Annotated in this window: 15 protein-coding genes; 3 read left to right on the top strand and 12 right to left on the bottom strand. The window is 72.0% G+C overall.

Annotation, left to right across the window (positions count from 1 at the left end; genetic code table 11):
- The first annotated feature begins 7 nt into the window (after positions 1-7).
- Entirely contained in the window at positions 8-877 is an 870-nt protein-coding gene (gene mltG, locus AB0912_RS12120; protein ID WP_366698425.1) for an endolytic transglycosylase MltG, read from the top strand.
- Between the two features lie 15 nt (positions 878-892).
- Here the strand turns inward: mltG and AB0912_RS12115 are convergent, their stop codons facing one another.
- The 3 genes from AB0912_RS12115 to AB0912_RS12105 form a co-directional block, all read right to left on the bottom strand.
- The gene (locus AB0912_RS12115) at positions 893-1,981 is read right to left on the bottom strand and encodes an NAD(P)-binding domain-containing protein (RefSeq protein ID WP_366698423.1); all 1,089 of its coding nucleotides are present in this window, start codon (positions 1,979-1,981) and stop codon (positions 893-895) included.
- 172 nt (positions 1,982-2,153) lie between these two features.
- Positions 2,154-3,362, bottom strand: coding sequence for an LLM class flavin-dependent oxidoreductase (locus AB0912_RS12110; protein ID WP_366698421.1), 1,209 nt, complete (start codon positions 3,360-3,362; stop codon positions 2,154-2,156).
- Positions 3,359-4,393, bottom strand: a complete 1,035-nt coding sequence (locus AB0912_RS12105; protein ID WP_366698419.1) for an ABC transporter substrate-binding protein — start codon at positions 4,391-4,393, stop codon at positions 3,359-3,361. Before AB0912_RS12105 ends, AB0912_RS12110 begins: the two co-directional genes overlap by 4 nt.
- On the opposite strand from AB0912_RS12105, the gene AB0912_RS12100 reads away from it, so the two are divergent.
- Complete coding sequence (locus AB0912_RS12100; RefSeq protein ID WP_366698417.1) at positions 4,392-4,559, top strand: hypothetical protein; 168 nt, start codon at positions 4,392-4,394, stop codon at positions 4,557-4,559. The two genes, AB0912_RS12105 and AB0912_RS12100, sit on opposite strands and share 2 nt — an antisense overlap.
- Before the next feature lie 27 nt (positions 4,560-4,586).
- Here AB0912_RS12100 and AB0912_RS12095 read toward each other — a convergent pair whose 3' ends face one another.
- The 3 genes from AB0912_RS12095 to AB0912_RS12085 all read right to left on the bottom strand — a co-directional run bounded on the left by AB0912_RS12095 (position 4,587) and on the right by AB0912_RS12085 (position 6,457).
- A complete protein-coding gene (locus tag AB0912_RS12095; RefSeq protein WP_366698415.1) occupies positions 4,587-5,333 on the bottom strand; it encodes an ABC transporter ATP-binding protein in 747 nt (248 codons plus the stop codon).
- Positions 5,306-6,229, bottom strand: coding sequence for an ABC transporter permease (locus AB0912_RS12090; RefSeq protein WP_366698413.1), 924 nt, complete (start codon positions 6,227-6,229; stop codon positions 5,306-5,308). Before AB0912_RS12090 ends, AB0912_RS12095 begins: the two co-directional genes overlap by 28 nt.
- Before the next feature lie 144 nt (positions 6,230-6,373).
- Complete coding sequence (locus AB0912_RS12085; RefSeq protein ID WP_352340592.1) at positions 6,374-6,457, bottom strand: putative leader peptide; 84 nt, start codon at positions 6,455-6,457, stop codon at positions 6,374-6,376.
- 122 nt (positions 6,458-6,579) lie between these two features.
- Here AB0912_RS12085 and AB0912_RS12080 point away from each other — a divergent pair, with 122 nt between their 5' ends.
- Positions 6,580-7,002, top strand: coding sequence for a secondary thiamine-phosphate synthase enzyme YjbQ (locus AB0912_RS12080; protein WP_366698410.1), 423 nt, complete (start codon positions 6,580-6,582; stop codon positions 7,000-7,002).
- A gap of 13 nt (positions 7,003-7,015) precedes the next feature.
- Here the strand turns inward: AB0912_RS12080 and AB0912_RS12075 are convergent, their stop codons facing one another.
- From AB0912_RS12075 to AB0912_RS12050, 6 genes are all read right to left on the bottom strand, one after another.
- Positions 7,016-7,543 carry a hypothetical protein gene (locus AB0912_RS12075; protein ID WP_366698408.1) on the bottom strand — a complete coding sequence of 176 codons (528 nt, stop codon included), beginning with the start codon at positions 7,541-7,543 and terminating at the stop codon, positions 7,016-7,018.
- Positions 7,540-8,757 (bottom strand): hypothetical protein, encoded by a 1,218-nt coding sequence (locus AB0912_RS12070; protein WP_366698406.1) that lies wholly within the window; start codon positions 8,755-8,757, stop codon positions 7,540-7,542. Before AB0912_RS12070 ends, AB0912_RS12075 begins: the two co-directional genes overlap by 4 nt.
- Complete coding sequence (locus AB0912_RS12065) at positions 8,754-11,759, bottom strand: AAA domain-containing protein (RefSeq protein ID WP_366698404.1); 3,006 nt, start codon at positions 11,757-11,759, stop codon at positions 8,754-8,756. Before AB0912_RS12065 ends, AB0912_RS12070 begins: the two co-directional genes overlap by 4 nt.
- Positions 11,760-11,771: 12 nt before the next feature.
- Positions 11,772-13,454 carry a hypothetical protein gene (locus AB0912_RS12060; protein WP_366698402.1) on the bottom strand — a complete coding sequence of 561 codons (1,683 nt, stop codon included), beginning with the start codon at positions 13,452-13,454 and terminating at the stop codon, positions 11,772-11,774.
- A gap of 268 nt (positions 13,455-13,722) precedes the next feature.
- On the bottom strand, positions 13,723-14,967 hold the full coding sequence (locus AB0912_RS12055; RefSeq protein ID WP_366698400.1) for an MFS transporter: 1,245 nt from the start codon (positions 14,965-14,967) through the stop codon (positions 13,723-13,725).
- 275 nt (positions 14,968-15,242) lie between these two features.
- Positions 15,243-15,740: a carboxymuconolactone decarboxylase family protein gene (locus AB0912_RS12050; protein ID WP_366698542.1), complete on the bottom strand. Its 498-nt coding sequence runs from the start codon at positions 15,738-15,740 to the stop codon at positions 15,243-15,245.
- Between the last annotated feature and the right edge of the window lie 86 nt (positions 15,741-15,826).

The following is a 15,826-nucleotide window of genomic DNA, read 5'->3' as shown; positions in this document are numbered from 1 at the left end:
GCCCGTTATGCAGATGAACACTCCGCCACGGAGCACGATTCGACTGACGCGCCGGGGCCGGGTCGCCCTCATCGCGACCGGAGCCGTCGTGGCGGCCACCGCCGTGGCGGTGCCGCTGCTCAGCATGGGGGGCGACGGGGACGAGGCCCCCACGTCCCTCGTCATCCCGGAGGGCTGGCGCTCCGGCCAGGTCTACGCGGCCGTCGACAAGGCCCTGCGCATGCCCGCCGGCGCCACCAAGAAGTCCCTCGGAAAAGCCGGCCTCAAGCTCCCCGACGACGCCGAGGGCAACCCCGAGGGCTATCTCTTCCCGGCGACGTATCCGCTCGACAGGAAGTCGACCCCGCAGACGCTGCTGCGGTCCATGGTCGACACGGCCAACAAGAAGTTCAACGGCGCGCCGGTCGCCGCAGGCGCACAGCGCAACGCGATGAACGTCTACCAGGCCGTCACCATCGCGAGCATCGTCCAGTCCGAGGCCGCGACGCCGGCGGACATGGGGAAGGTGGCCCGCGTCATCTTCAACCGGCTGGAGCGCGGTATGCCGTTGCAGATGGACTCCACCATCAACTACGCGCTGAACCGCTCCACCCTGAACACCACGCAGAACGACACCCGGCTCAACAGCCCGTACAACTCCTACCAGCGGATGGGGCTGCCGCCCACGCCGATCGCCAACCCCGGCGAAGAGGCGATGCGGGCCGCGATCAACCCGCCCGCGGGGGACTGGCTGTACTTCGTCACGGTCAAGCCGGGCGACACCCGCTTCACGGCCAGCTACGAGGAACACCAGCGCAACGTCGCCGAGTTCAACCGCAACCAGAGCCGCAAGACCGCCTCCGCGAGCACCTCGCCCAGCACCGCGCCGACCCGCTGAGCCGCGTACGGGACATCACGCCGCGGCCGGCGCTCCCGCCAGCAGCCGCTTGATGTCCCGTACCGCGGCACGTCCGGCCCGGTTGGCGCCGATGGTGCTCGCGGAGGGGCCGTAGCCGACCAGGTGGATGCGCGGATCGGCGGTCACCCGCGTTCCCTCGACGCGTATGCCGCCGCCCGGCTCGCGCAGCCGCAGCGGGGCCAGATGGTCGATGGCGGCCCGGAAGCCGGTCGCCCAGAGGATCACGTCGGCGTCCACCCGCTGCCCGTCCGCCCATTCCACCCCGTCCGGGACGACGCGGTCGAACATCGGACGCCGGTCCAGCACCCCGTCGGCCAGCGCCTGGCGGATCGCGTCGTTCAGCGGCAGCCCGGTCACCGAGACCACGCTCCGGGGCGGGAGCCCCTGCCGCACCCGCTCGTCCACCAGCGCGACCGCCGCCCGCCCGAACTCCTCGGTGAACGGGCCCTCCCGGAAGACCGGGGGACGCCGGGTCACCCAGGTGGTCGCGGCGGCGTACGGAGCGATCTCCATCAGATGCTGGGTGCCGGAGGCGCCGCCGCCCACGACGACCACCCGCAGGCCTGCGAACTCCTCCGGCCCTGGGTACTGGGCCGTGTGCAACTGCCGTCCCCGGAAGGTCTCCTGGCCCGGATAGCGCGGCCAGAACGGCCGGTCCCAGGTGCCCGTCGCGTTGATCAGCGCCCGCGCGGACCACGTACCGTCGTCCGTCTCCACGAGCAGCCGCCCGCCGGGCCCTTCCCGGACCGCCCGGACGTCGACGGGCCGCCGCACCTCCAGGCCGAAGGCGCGCTCGTAGGCGTCGAAGTACTCCGCGACGACCTCGGAGGAAGGACGGACCGGGTCGGCGTCTGTCAGCTCCATGCCCGGCAGCGCGTGCATCCCGTGCACCTTGCCGTACGTCAGCGAGGGCCACCGGAACTGCCAGGCGCCGCCCGGGCGCGGCGCGTGGTCGAGGACGACGAAGTCCCGTCCGGGCTCGAAGCCGGTGCGCCGCAGGTGATAGGCGCTGGACAGACCGGCCTGGCCGGCGCCGACCACGACCACGTCGACCTCACGCGCGGGTACCCCTGTGTCGTTCACGCTTGTACCAACCGGGCCGGCCTCCGGGATCTTCCCGTCGGGCGGCCCGGTGTGAGCCACCCGACGGGACCCGGGCCGACGACCGCCCGCCAGGAGCAGACCCCGGGCAGCGGCCGCTCGTCGAGGAACCCGATCCCGGCTCAGCGACCGCCCGCGACGAACAGACCTCGGGTCAGCGACCGCCCGCGACGAACAGCGGCACTCCGCCCGCCGCGCCGCCCGCCGTCGTGCCGTCCGTGGATGCGGCTCCGGCGCTGGTTCCGCCCGGTGCCGGGGACGACAGCAGTCCGCGCGACGCCAGGACCGGGATCACGCCCTCGCCGAACCAGTACGCCTCCTCCAGGTGCGGATAGCCGGAGAGCACGAAGTGCTCGATGCCCAGCGCGTGGTACTCCTCGATCCGGTCGGCGACCTCCGCGTGGCTGCCCACCAGGGCCGTACCCGCGCCGCCGCGCACCAGGCCGACGCCCGCCCACAGGTTCGGCGAGATCTCCAGGTCCTCGCGCGAGCCGCCGTGCAGGGCCAGCATCCGCTGCTGGCCCACCGACTCGCTCCGCCCGAGCGCCGTCTGCGCGGCCGCGACGGTGTCGGCGTCGAGATCGTCCAGCAGCCGGTTCGCGGTCGACCACGCCTCGGCCGAGGAGTCCCGCGAGATGGTGTGCAGCCGGATGCCGAACCGGACGGTGCGTCCCTCGCGCTCGGCGAGAGCGCGAATCCAGTCGGTCTTCTCCTTCACCTGGGCGGGCGTCTCGCCCCAGGTGAGGTAGACGTCCGCGTGCCGGGCCGCGACTGGGCCCGCGGCGGCCGAGGAACCGCCGAAGAAGATCTCCGGAAGCGGGTCCGGCGGCAGCGCCGTCAGACCGCCCTCGACCTGGTAGTGGGCGCCCTCGAAGTCGAACGGCCGGCCGCTCCACACCCCGCGCACGACGGACAGGAACTCGTCCGTGCGGGCGTACCGCTCGTCGTGCCCCACGTGGTCCCCGAAGCGCCGCTGCTCGGCCGAGTCGCCGCCGGTCACCACGTTCAGGAGCAGCCGCCCCCGGGTGACCCGCTGATACGTGGCCGCCATCTGCGCCGCGAGCGTCGGCGAGATGACGCCCGGCCGGAACGCCACCAGGAACTTCAGCCGCTCGGTGTGCTGCGCGAGCGCCACCGTCGTCAGCCAGGCGTCCTCGCACCAGGTGCCCGTCGGCGTGAGCACCGCCTCGAAGCCCAACTGCTCGGCCGCCTTGGCGATCTGGGCCAGATACTCGATGTCGGGCGCCCGCACTCCGCTCGGCCGGCGCGACCGGTCGAGGATGTTGCCGCTGTAGGCGTGCCGGTCCACCAGGGTCCGGCCGTCGCCGCCGGTCGGCAGGAACCAGTGCGGGTGGACGGTCATGAGGACTCCTTGTAGACGCGGGGAGCGGTGGTGGAGGCGGGCAGGTCGCCGTTGAACCGCGGGTCGACAAAGCGACTGAAGTCGACCTTGCCCGGCAGCAGTTTCAGACCGGTGAAGGTGTCGGCGATCGCCTGCTCGGAGGCGATCAGCGGCTTGTCGACGGCGACCGCGATCCGGCTGGCGTTGGTGCGCTTCACCGAGGCCAGCGCCACGTCGTACGGCAGACCGGTGTCCTTGGCCCACACCTTCGCCCACGCCGCCGGGTGGTCGTAGACCCAGTCCGTGGCGCGCCGCAGCCGCTCCAGATAGTCCTTCACCGCCGCGGCCTTCTTCTTGTCCTGGAGCGCGCTCGGCGACGCCACCTGGAAGTTGAGCCCGTTGACGACCCCTTCACCGTCGGTAAGGATCCGCCCCTGCTTCGCCTGGAGCACCTGCGAGGTGTACGGGTCCCAGACCGCCCACGCGTCGACCTTGCCGCTGGTGAACGCGGCCAGCGCGTCGGCCGGCTGGAGGTACTTGACCTTCACGTCGGAGGGCGTGAGCCCGGCCTCCTTCAGCGAGGCGACCAACTGGTAGTGCGCGGACGAACCCTGCGCCACCGCTATGGACTTGCCCTTCAGCTCCTCGGGCTTTCGCAGCGGCGAGTTCTTCGGTACGAGGACGGCCTCGCCCTGGGAGTTGCCGTGCCAGGCGGCCACCACCGAGATCTTCGAGTGGGCGCCGGCCGCGAAGACGGGCGGGGTGTTGCCGACCCCGCCGATGTCGACGGCCTTGGCGTTGACGGCCTCCAGGAGGGGTGGGCCGGAGGTGAACGTCGACCACTTGATCTTGTAGTCGAGGTCCTTGAGTTCGCCGGCGGCGCGCAGCACGGCCTCGGAACCTCCCTTCTGGTCACCGACGTTGAGCGTGAGGGAGCCCTTGCCGTCGGTGCCGGAGCCGGTACTGGTCTCGGCCGCCGAGTTCCCGCCGCAGGCGGCGAGCAGCAGGGTCAGGGGCAGCAGCAGGGCGGCGGGGACGAGTCGTCGTCGCATGACGGTTCCGATCGGTGAGGTGGTGGAACTGGCGGAGGTGAGGGAGGTGGTGGAGACCGGTGAGGGAGGTGGTGGAGGCCGGGGAGGGAGGTGGTGGACGGCGGTGGAGCGGGTGAGGCCGGCGGTGGTGAGGGAAGTGGTGCAGGCGGTGAGGCTGGCCCGGTGAGGGAACCGGCGGGCCCGAAGGGGGAGTTCAGGCGGCTTCGGCTGCGGTGTCGACGCCGAGCCGTTCCAGCAGACCGGCGCGGATCTCGGCGAACCGGGGGTCGGTGATGTCGCGGGGGCGCTCCAGGTCGACCCGGGTCTCGTGGGCGATGACACCGTCGTCCATCACCAGGACGCGGTCGGCGAGCAGCACCGCCTCCTCGACGTCATGGGTGACCAACAGGACCGCGCAGCCCCGGCGTTGCCACAGTTCGCCGACGAGGCGCTGTGCCTTGATGCGGGTCAGCGCGTCGAGCGCGCCGAACGGCTCGTCGAGCAGCAGCAGATCCGGCTCGCGGACCAGGGCGCGGGCCAGCGAGGCGCGCTGCGCCTCGCCGCCGGACAGTGTCTTCGGCCAGGCGTCGGAGCGGTGGACGAGCCCGACCTCGGTCAGGGCCCGCTCGGCGACGGCGCGTTCGGGCCTGCCCGGCAGTCCGAGCAGCACGTTGCGCCAGACCTTCTTCCACGGCATGAGCCGCGGCGACTGGAACGCCACCGCCTTGCGGCGCGGGACCAGGACGGTGCCCTCGATGTCGCGGTCGAGCCCGGCGAGGATGCGCAGCAGCGTCGACTTGCCGCAGCCGCTGCGTCCGAGGAGGGCCACGAACTCGCCCGGTTTGACGTCGAGTTGGAGCCGGTCGATGACGGCCCGGCCGTCGAAGGAGCGGGTGAGGCCCTCGACCCGTACGGCCGAGGTGCGCTCGGGGCTCACCGGCCCGTGAATGTCGGTCGCCATTGCAGCAGCAGCCTTTCGAGGGTCCGGACGGCGAAGTCGGCGAGCAGGCCGAGGAAGGCGTAGACGATCAGGCAGACCACGATCACGTCGGTCCGCAGGAAGTCGCGCGCCTGGACCATCAGGAAGCCGATGCCGGCGTCCGCGTTGATCTGCTCGGCGAAGACGAGGGCGAGCCAGGCGATGCCGAGCGAGTAGCGCAGGCCGGTCATCGCGCCGGGCAGCGCGCCCGGGAGGATCACGTGCCGCACGAGTCCCCACCGGGACAGGCCGAGCGACTCGCCCGCCTCGATGAGCTGCGAGTCGACGCCGCGGATGCCGGCGTAGACGTTCAGATACAGCGGGAACGACACCCCGAGGGTGATGATCGCGACCTTCGGGGTCTCGCCGATGCCGAACCAGATGATGAACAGCGGGATCAAGCCGACGAAGGGCACCGTGCGGAGCATCTGGACACTGGCGTCCACCAGATCCTCGCCGATGCGGAACAGCCCGGAGACCAGGGCGAGTCCGGTGCCGATGACGGTGCCGAGGAGCAGTCCCACGGCGACCCGCTGGAGGGACACGCCCATCGCCCCGGGCAGGGAACCGTCCGCCACCAGGTCACGGCCGACGCGGGCGATGGTGCCGGGGGATGCGAGGACGTCCGGGGTCAACACGCCTGTACCGCTGAGGAGTTGCCACAGGGCGAGCAGCAGGAGTGGTCCGGAGGTGCGGCGCAGCCAGCGCGGGACACGGGCCCGGCGGGTGGAGGCGGGGACGATGGGTTCGAGATCGGGCGCCGCGTGGGCGGCGGGGTTCGGCTCGGCCGGTTCCCGAGTGGAGGCGTCCTTCTTGGACAGCGACGGGCGGGAGGTGTCCGGCTCTGACGAGCCGGGGGGAGCATGGCTGATGCTCATGAGGGCTCCAGGGATGGAGGAGAGCGACCGGAAGTGCGCATGCCTCGGCCCCGACGCGTCAGTGGCTCAGGCGTGTGGACACGGGGGAGCCGGACGTGCGGGACGGGCGGAGCGCCGACGCGCGGAGAACGGGAGAAAAGGGCGTCAGCGGCCGCGGCGACACGCGGCGGAGGCCACCCGCAGCAGGTCGATGTGACCGCGCGTGGTGAGCAGAACTGAACGCAACATGCGGCAGAAAGTAGCCAGCTCGTCCGTGTCCGGTCAACGCTGTCTCGCGGAATGGACCCTCCGTATCACCTTTCGAGCGGCCGGTCCCGTACGGAATCCGTCCGATGGGGGAGAATCGGAGCATGTCCGATGCCTTCACCACCCGCGTCCTGAACGTGTCCTCCGGTTCCTCGGAGACGGTCGTCGACCTCACCCGCGACTGCGAGGCCTTCCTCCGCGAGGCCGCGGCGGGCCGGGACGGCCTCCTGAACGTCTTCGTCCCGCACGCCACCGCCGGGATCGCCATCATCGAGACCGGCGCGGGCAGCGACGACGACCTCCTCGCCGCGCTGCACGCTCTGCTCCCCGCGGACGACCGCTGGCAGCACCGCCACGGCAGCCCCGGCCACGGCCGCGACCACGTCCTGCCCGCCATCGTCCCCCCGCACGCCACCCTGCCGGTGGTGAACGGAAGCCTGGAACTGGGGACGTGGCAGTCGGTGTGCCTGGTGGACACCAACAAGGACAACCCGGAGCGGCGGGTGAGGCTGAGCTTCCTCGGATAGCTCCGGGGCTCGGTCAGCTCCCGAGTTCGGCGTAGCGGACGACCTGGACCGCCAAGCCGATGACCATGGCCGTCTCGGCCAGCGAGATCACCAGCAGGGGCCACGGCGTCGGGCCGAAGATCCAGTAGACGGTCAGGGCCGCGAGAGGCGCCCCGCAGAAGGTCAGCAGGTCCACGGCGAGCTGGAATCGCTTCCGGGAGCGGCGCCAGGCGTCGCGGCGATGCGCGGACTCCCAGCCGAAGACCTCGGCCTGGGCGGATGTCAGCTCCCTGAGGCGAGGGGACAGCTCCTCGCGGATGTACCGGCCGACGGCGGAGATCTTCTCGTCGTTGGCCAGGTAGGTCCAGCCGAGGACCACGGACAGCGGCGGAAGCAGCAAGAGCATTTCGAGGTGGCCGCCCCGAGCGAGCGTGGAGCCGATGACCGCCGCCATGACGCCGAGGGTGGCGTAGACGAGGTTGTCGCGAAAGCCGATCCGCGCTCGCTGCTCCTGCTTGATCTGCTCGTACTCGGCAAGCAGAAGCTGGGCGGTGTCGATCACGGGTTTTCCTTCTCCAGACGGGCCAGTTGGGCTTCCAGACCGCTCAGGCCTGTCTTCTCCGCACCGCTGCGGACCAGGGACAACTCGGGTACGTCCAAGCGTAGTTGCAGGGCGAGGCGAGTGATGAGTTCTTCCGCTTCCCGTCGGGTGATCTGCCGGCGCAAGCCCATCCGCTGGTCCAGCCGGTCGAGAAGGCTGCGCTTGCGCGGGGTCTCCTGCGGGCACCAGACGCGGAAGAAGCGGCTGCCCGCCATGCGATAGCTTCCGACGCGGGAGAACGGAATGCCCTTGTCACCGAAGGCGGACGCGGGCAGCGAGACGGACCAGGTGCCGTCGTCGTCCTGCTCGGGGGCGATGGTGTCGAGGCCTTGCCCGTCGAGCCATTTCCGGGCGGACCGCAGCAGGCGTTCGTCCGCCTCCGCGTCCAGCTCCTCGTTGTCGAGCGCGTTGACCAGTTCCGGCGTAGCGGCGCAGAGCGCGCTGAGTTCCGGGTCGTGTGCCGTCCCCGCCTCGGCCTGGCCGTAGACCAGCAGCCCCTCCCGGCCGCGTACGAGATAGACGGGCAGGAAGACGAGCGTCTCGCTCAGACACTCCACGGCGTCCAGGGCCAGGGGAAGGTTGAACCGGGCCCGGTCCTTGCGGCTCTTGAGGCGGTCGAGAGCCGAGCGGTCGAACCCGGACGCCACGGCGACCGGGGTGAAGCGCGGGTACTGCTTGCCGCGCTGCGCCCGGTCCATCTCCCCGGCGGACAGCAGCGTCACGACCTCGTCGTCGTAGTGGGCCCGGGTCAGGGGGCCGCAGCTCAGCGCCTCGAAGTACAGATGGCGGCGGTCCTGGCGGGTGACCACATAGCGGACGTCGTCGTCCACGGAGCGCTCTCCCAGCGGCGTCAGGCACACCAGACCTCCGGGCTCCTCCCGCGCGTGGCCGATCGCGGTCAGGAAGCGCACGGCCTGGGCGACCAGGGCGCGGTCCAGCGCGAAGAACGCCGCGAGTTCGTCCACGGTGCTCAAGGCGCCGTGGCGCAGCCCGCGTTCCAGGAAGCGGTCGATCAGCGAGAAGGCCTCGCCCTCGGTGATGTCGGCGCGGATCTCCACCTTCCACACCGGCAGCAGCAGGGCGTACAGCCGGGTCGGCACGATGCCCTGTCCGAAGGCGGCGTCCTCCAGGACCCGTTCCTCGGGGAATTTCATCAGGCGCGGCGCGCTGGTCATGACCGGCCTCCCTTCCGGCCCGGCCCCGTGGGATCCCCCAGGTCCGGGACGGTTTCGTCGAGGGCGGCCATGACGTCCCGGTACTCCCGCAGGTCCCCCCGTTCCAGCAGATGCCGGTGCAGGTCACCGAGGAGAGCGCGGAAACCCGGATCGTCCGCGCGCATCAGCGTGCCCAGGTCACCGGTCAGGACGAGCTGGCTCTTGGCGCGGGTGAAGGCGACGTTCGCCCGCCGAAGTTCCTTGAGGAAGCCGATCCGCCCTTCCGGGTTGCTCCGGGTGAAGCCGTACAGGACGACGTCGCGCTCTCCGCCCTGATAGGAGTCGACACTGCCGACGGAGGCGTCCGCGAGCCGGGAGTCACCGATCAGCGGGGTCAGGTGACGGACCACCTCCAGCCGCTGCGCGAGATAGGGGACGATCACCATCCACTCGGCGCCGCGGCCGTGGTAGAAGGCGGCGAGCCGGGCCAGGAGGCGCGCTTCACAGGGGTTGTAGGGGCCCTTCTGGCCGCGGCCCTCGGTGCGCCCGCGCCCCGCCTCACGACGGACGCGTTCGGGCAGCGCGGCGGTGTCGACGAAGGCCAGCGGGCTCGTGAACAGGGGATCGCGGTGAGTGTGGTCTTTCTCCGTGAGCAGTTCTCCCCGGTAGAAGGCGGCCGAGATGAAGTCGGCGATCTCGGCCGGCATACGGCGCTGGCGGGTCAGCTGCACGACATGCGACGCGGGCAGCCCGGCGCGCAAGCGCTCCAGGGCGCTCTGCGACATCAGCCGGACCAGCTCGGGATCACCGATCTCCCGCGCCCACTCGTCCACGTCGGGATCGCGGAACGGCGGCAGTTGCCGGTCGTCCCCGACCAGGACGCCACGGCGGACCCGGGTCAGGGGCACCAGGGTGTCCGCGACGCCGATCTGGCCGGCCTCGTCGATGATTCCCAGGTCGAATTCCACCCCGGTCAGTTCGGGGCGGGAGGCGGCGCCGATGCAGGTGGCGCCGACCACGTGGGCGTAGCGGACCAGTTCGGGCACCAGCAGTGCCGGATCCTGGCCGATGGCGGCCCGCCACTGGTTGGTCAGCTGCTCGCGTCGCCCGAGGACCGGGACCCAGTCGGTCAACTGCCCGTGCAGGGCGCGCAGCGCGGTCGCCGCTTCGGCCGGATCCAGCAGGCGTTCGGGAAACGCCGCCCCCGGCACGACCGCCCGCAGCGCCTGGACCGCCGTGTCGGCCGCCTCGTAGGCGAACTGAACGCTCTTGGCGAGGTCGTCTTGTGCCGACCGGCAGGCCGCCCGGGCCGCGATGACGGCGGGGTCCTCGCGGGCCGCGTGGTCCGCCTCGGCGCTCACCGCTTCGCTCTGCCGCAGGGTGCCCTCGACGGACGCGTTCAGCTTCTCGATCTCGGCCGTCTCCGCGGCGTGCTCTCTCTCCCGGCGGCGTGCCCGGGCACGGTGCAGGCGGCCCGTGAACAGGGCGTTGGAGCGCCGCCGTGCGGATTCGGCCTTTTCCCGGAGCCGCTCGGCACGCTCGGTCCGTTCCGCCAGGTGGGAGCGCAGCTCCTGTTCCTCGGACCGGAGGACCGCCAACCGCTCCTGGGCGGGCGCGGTCGCGGCGCGGATCGCCGCGCGCAGGCGCAGATCCGCCGCCCGCGCCTCCTCGGCGTCGCCGCCGGCCCGCTGAACGCGCGTCTCCAGCTCGTCCGTCCACGGTTTCACGGCTGACGCCTCCTGGTAGGCCCGCGTCCGCTGGGCCATGGCGTGCCGGATCTCCTCGGACAGACCCTCGGACTGTTCTTCCAGCAGCAGCGGTTTGACGTCGGCGTGCACCTTGCTCTCGTCCCCGACCCGGATCACCACCAGATCCGGTGGGAGCCGCGCCAGGACGTTGTCCACGGCACGGTTGGTGTGGGAAGTGACCAGCACCCGGCCGCTCTCCGCCGTGGGCGCGGTCGCGGCGGTGTGGGCGATCTCCGTGATGGTGCGGGTCTTGCCGGTACCGGGCGGCCCGAGCACCACCAGCAGGTCCTGGGTGGTCAACGCCGCGCGGAACGCCTGGAGTTGTTCGGGGTCGAGCTCCTGGTGCGGGTACGCGTCGCTCGCCGGGATCGGGCGCACCCGGTGTTCGACGATGGCGGGGAGCAGGCCGGGGTTCTTCGACTCGTGGGCGCGCAGGCTCGCCACGGCCTGCCGCTGCTTGCTGAAGATGACATTGCTCGGGATGAGTTCCAGAGCGCCGCGCGGCGGCAGCCGGTCCCACGACACGGGCTGATCGAAGCGGACGGTGACGCAACGGCCCGCCGCCCGGCCCACTTTGCCGCGGGTCTCCGACTCGCCCTGGACGCGCACAAACGCGCCGGACGGCGGCAACTCCGGCCCGAGGAGCTGGAATTCGTAGACGGACTGGGGAGCCCTGCCGCGCTGACCGCCGGTGGCCGTGAAGCTCTGGTACGGGAAGGGCGCGGCCTGCCGTGCCTCCCGGGTGGTGATCTCCTCCGTGGCGTCGATGAGCCGGTCCACCGAGTCGAGAAAGTCCGCGTGGGCACCGTCGGCCGCAGCGGTGTCCGGCTGATCGGGCCCCGCCTCGCCGAGACGCCGCCAGGCCTCTTCGAGGACCTGCCACTGGGCGTCCGAGCCCGTCGGCACGGCCTTCAGCTCGAACACCATATGCCAGGCCGGCGGACGCACCACGAGGCAGGATGTGGCGAGGCGGCCATGGTCGGCGAGGCGCAGCGGATCGATGTGCCTGACGAAGTAGCCGGTCCCTCGGTTCGTCGCTTCGAGACGCATCCGGTAGGTCCGCGTGTGCACCAGCAGGGACGGTTTGTACTTGCCGCGGGCCGGGCTGACGATCGTGGCGACGCCGGCTCCCATCTGGTTGAGGTCATGAACGATCCGGGAGACGTCCGCGGGCAGACCGGCGCTGGTCTCGGACTTGGCGCGAAGCTGCTCGTCGAGTCCGAGACCGGGGACGAGAACCAGCGGGGCGCGCAGGGCGACGGTGATGAGGGACAACGAAGGCGCTCCTCAGCGCTGGGGCGACGGGACGGATGCCAGGTCGTCCGCTGCGGCGCGCAGAGCGCGGCGGAGCGTACGCGCGTCGGGGCGGTCCCCCGGGTCCTCCCGCAGCGCGTGGGCGACCGCCTGGACGACACGGTCCGGTACGGAGGCCGAGCCGCGGTAGGCGGGCAGCCGGGGGTCGGGTGTGCGGCCGGTCAGCGCGCGGTGGAGCAGCGCGCCGAGCTGGTAGACGTCGGTGGCGGGCCCGGGACGGACACGGGAGCCGTGCCGCTGTTCGGGCGCCTGGTAGGGCCCGGCGTTCTCGCCCCGGCGGGGCGGCACGGTGGCCAGACCGAAGTCGCGCAGCACCATGCGGGGCCGGTCCATGACGATCGCCGTCGGCCGGAGCGCGCGGTGCGAGAAGCCGGCGGCGCTCAGCCGTTCGAGGATGTGGGCCACGTCGGCGAGCCCCCGCACGATCCGCCACAGGCGCTGCGGGTCGGTCGGCGCCGGCGCCTCCGGCAGCAGTTCGTGAACGGTCTCCAACGGGCTGCCGCGCCGTGGATCACCCGGCCAGGCCAGGGCCAGCGTGGCCGTCCTTCCGGCGCGCGTCAGCTGGACGACTCCGGGGCCACGGAGCCTGCGACACAGCTCGGCTTCCTGTTCGAGGGCTGCCAGCGGGTCGAACCGGCCGGGACCGGGAGGCGGCCCGGTCCGCTCGACCTGGCGCAGCCAGGCGTAGGCGCCACGGTCACCGCCGCCACCTCTGCCGGGCACCACGCGGGCCACCGCCTGACGCCGCACCACGTCGCCGTCACGCGACTCGTGTACGAGGTCACCCGGGCCCTCGTACAGCAGATACTCCTGTCCCGCGACCTCGACGACGGGCCTGCTGTCCCAGGCGGCCGGCTCGACGGAGCGGCCGGGCGCGGACACGACCACCACGGCGGGTGGCCGGGACGGCTCCTGGGCCAACGGCTGTCGCGGAAGCAGGTCGCGCAGCACCCGCACGGCGAAGGCGGCGGCGTGCCGAGCCGCCGTCTCCTGGGACCCGGCGGCGTCGCGTGCCGACTTGTCCGGGTCGGCGAAGTCGCTGATGCCGCGGATGCACAGAGCCCGCACCGCGGGGCTCATCCGGGTCGCCTGGACCGCGCCCTGGCTCTCCATGTCGACGGCCACCGCGTCGTTGTAGTGCAGGCGGATGCGCCGAGCCGTCTCGGAGTCGCGGAAGCCGACCAGTACGTCACCCGACGCGATCGGTGCGAAATGCACCCGGGGCGGTGTGGCGGGGACGTCCGGCCGGAGAAACGCCCAGGGCTTGTCGCGGCGCGCGAAGCGCACCACCTGGTCCACGCCGTGATCCGGCGACCAGGTGTCCGGGCGGGCGGCGAACCCGTCGACGCTCTCGCGTCCGCCGTGATAGCCGTGCACCTTGCTGGCGACGACGACGTCACCGAGGCGGACATCGTCCTTGAGCGAACCGGCGACACCGACGAAGAACACGGCCTCGGCGCCGAAGTGCCCGATCGCCGACTGGGTGACGAGGGCCGCGCGGGTGGTGGTGGGCCCCGTCTCCGCCACCGCCACCCGCCAGTCGAGCCCCGGTATTCGGCCGACCTCGAAAAGGGTGCCCTGCGGCAGGCGGACCGTGCGGACGTCCGCCAGGTGCCGGCGTACCGCCTCGTACTCCACCTGCAGAGCGGTGAGCACGACCACAGTGGGCTGCCGACTGTTCGATCCCTCCCGCCGACCGCTCGATCCCTCCAACGGAAACCCTCGCCTTCACAGGTCTGAGACCGGACCTCGTCACTCCCGGCCGCGGTCCCTCCTGGGCGGGTGACGCGGCAAGAGCGAGCACTCTAACCTGGCCCGGCGAAGCGTATTCGCGAGTCGGTCGGGCCCGGCTGACGCCCACGGCCGGAACCGTAAAGAACGAGCCACCCCGGCGGGCGCCCCCGCCGAGGTGGCCGGCCCCGCGTCACACCCGCGCGGCTCGCCGTCCGCCCCGCCGGCCGGCCGCGCGCTCCGTGGCCCAGTACCCGAGGGCCAGCAACGGGAGTGCCGCGCCCAGCAGCGTCAGGGACGTCCAGCCGCCCGAGTGGTAGACCAGTGAGCCGAGTTGGGAGCCGAGGGCGCCGCCGACGAAGAACGTGGCGATGAAGGCGCTGTTGAGGCGCGCCCGGGCGTCCGCGTCGAGTTGGTAGATGGTGTGCTGGCCGAGGATCAGCGTGGTCTGTACGGCCATGTCGAGCAGGATCGCCGCCAGGGCGATCAGGACGACACTGTGTCCGCCGAAGCCCGCCACCGCGAAGGCCAGCGCGGCGACGACGAAGGCGGCGCCGGTCATCGGGCGGACCAGCCCCCGGTCGGCCCACCGGCCCGCGAACGGCGCGACGGCCGCGCCCGCCGCCCCCACGAGCGCGAACACGCCCACGCCGACGGCGGAGTAGTGGAAGCGGGGCCCGGTCAGCACGAAGGAGACCGTCGTCCAGAACGCGCTGAACGCCCCGAACATCGCCGCCTGGTAGAGCCCCCGGCGCAGCAGAACCGGGTGGGTGCGCACCAGTTGGACCGTGGAGCGCAGAACGTGGTGGTACGGGATCGTCGTGGTCGGCGCGTGCTCGGGCAGGGCGACCCGCAGCGCCACGGCGAGCAGGGCCATCAGCACGGCGGAGCCGAGGAACACCACCCGCCAGCCGGCCACGTCCGAGACCAGGCTGCTCAGGGTGCGCGAGAGCAGGATGCCGGTGAGCAGACCGCTCATCACCCGGCCGACGACCCGCCCGCGGGCATGGTCGGGCGCGAGGCTCGCGGCGAACGGCACCAGGATCTGCGCGACGACCGAGGTCGCCCCGCTGACCAGCGAGGCGATCAGCAGCATGGGGAAGCTGGTCGCGAGCCCGGCGGCCACCAGCGCCAGCGTGGTGACCGTGAGCAGAACGGTGATCAGGTTCCGCTTCTCCAGCCGGTCGCCGAGCGGCACCAGGAAGAGCATGCCGAGGACGTAACCCACCTGCGTGAGCGTGATCAGCGCTCCGGCCGTCGAGGTGCCGACGTGGAAGACGTCGCTCAGGGCGGAGAGCAGGGGCTGGGCGTAGTAGAGGTTGGCGACCGTCATCCCGGAGGCGACGGCCAGCAGCGCGACCAGCCAGCCGGGCACACCGGAGGGGGCCTCGGCCGCAGGGGAGCGGCGGGCGGTCCGGACGTCGGACGATGCGGACATGGGCACCTTCTCGAAAGGCGGGGCCGGGGGACCCGGCCCGGGTGGGAACGCTGTGCGGTGACGGCATCCCCGTCGAAGCCGTCACAGGTGACAAGCGCCCGCCCGGCGCACGATCTTCCGCAGTGGCCGCGATGGTTCGGGATGTCAGTCATCTCGATCGGAGATGAGCAAAAGAGATCGGGACCTGAGATCGGACCTGCCGACCTGCGGACCTGTCGGCTTGCTGACCCGCTGACCCGCTGACCCGCTGACCTGCGGGCCTCCCGGCGTGCTGGTCAGTGGGCGGCGCGCACCGGGTGCCTGGACAGGACGGACACCCGGTTGAAGGCGTTGATGGTGATCGCCACCCAGATCACCGCCGAGATCTCGTCGTCCGACAGCACCTCCCGCGCGGCGGCGTAGGCGGTGTCCTGCGCGGCGGAGTTCGCGGGGTCGGTGGTCGCCTCGGCCAGGGCGAGCGCCGCCCGCTCCCGCCCGGTGAAGAGTTCGGTCTCGCGCCACGCGGCCAGCACGCCGAGCCGCCGGGCCGTGTCACCCGCCCGCAGCGCCGCCCGGGTGTGCACGTCGAGGCAGTAGGCACAGCCGTTGATCTGGGAGACACGCAGGTTGACCAGTTCCACCAGGACACGGTCCAGGCCCGCGTCGGCGGCGACGGTCCGGACCGCCTCGGCCGTCTCCACCAGCGCCTGATAGGCCTTCGGGCTCTGCTTGTCGACGAAGACCCGCCGGTCCGTCGCTCCGGCTGTCGTCTCGCTCACCCTCGACTCCTTCATGGACCGTGCCCCCGGCTCCACCGGCACGCAGGTGATCATTGTCCTACGGTCCTCGTACGAGGACGCGGCGGGCCCCAGCGCCAATT

Origin of the sequence: Streptomyces sp. NPDC007084 (genome assembly GCF_040703595.1) — a bacterium.
In the GTDB taxonomy this organism is placed as follows: domain Bacteria; phylum Actinomycetota; class Actinomycetes; order Streptomycetales; family Streptomycetaceae; genus Streptomyces.
The sequence above is the reverse complement of the archived record's forward strand: the minus strand, read 5'-3'. Positions and strand labels throughout refer to the sequence as shown.

Coding starts and splice junctions, on each gene's coding strand:
- mltG (WP_366698425.1), top strand. CDS start 8: ATGCAGATGAACACTCCGCCACGGAGCACGATTCGACTGACGCGCCGG.
- AB0912_RS12110 (WP_366698421.1), bottom strand. CDS start 3,362: ATGACCGTCCACCCGCACTGGTTCCTGCCGACCGGCGGCGACGGCCGG.
- AB0912_RS12100 (WP_366698417.1), top strand. CDS start 4,392: ATGACGGTTCCGATCGGTGAGGTGGTGGAACTGGCGGAGGTGAGGGAG.
- AB0912_RS12105 (WP_366698419.1), bottom strand. CDS start 4,393: ATGCGACGACGACTCGTCCCCGCCGCCCTGCTGCTGCCCCTGACCCTG.
- AB0912_RS12095 (WP_366698415.1), bottom strand. CDS start 5,333: ATGGCGACCGACATTCACGGGCCGGTGAGCCCCGAGCGCACCTCGGCC.
- AB0912_RS12090 (WP_366698413.1), bottom strand. CDS start 6,229: ATGAGCATCAGCCATGCTCCCCCCGGCTCGTCAGAGCCGGACACCTCC.
- AB0912_RS12085 (WP_352340592.1), bottom strand. CDS start 6,457: ATGTTGCGTTCAGTTCTGCTCACCACGCGCGGTCACATCGACCTGCTG.
- AB0912_RS12080 (WP_366698410.1), top strand. CDS start 6,580: ATGTCCGATGCCTTCACCACCCGCGTCCTGAACGTGTCCTCCGGTTCC.
- AB0912_RS12070 (WP_366698406.1), bottom strand. CDS start 8,757: ATGACCAGCGCGCCGCGCCTGATGAAATTCCCCGAGGAACGGGTCCTG.
- AB0912_RS12055 (WP_366698400.1), bottom strand. CDS start 14,967: ATGTCCGCATCGTCCGACGTCCGGACCGCCCGCCGCTCCCCTGCGGCC.
- AB0912_RS12050 (WP_366698542.1), bottom strand. CDS start 15,740: ATGAAGGAGTCGAGGGTGAGCGAGACGACAGCCGGAGCGACGGACCGG.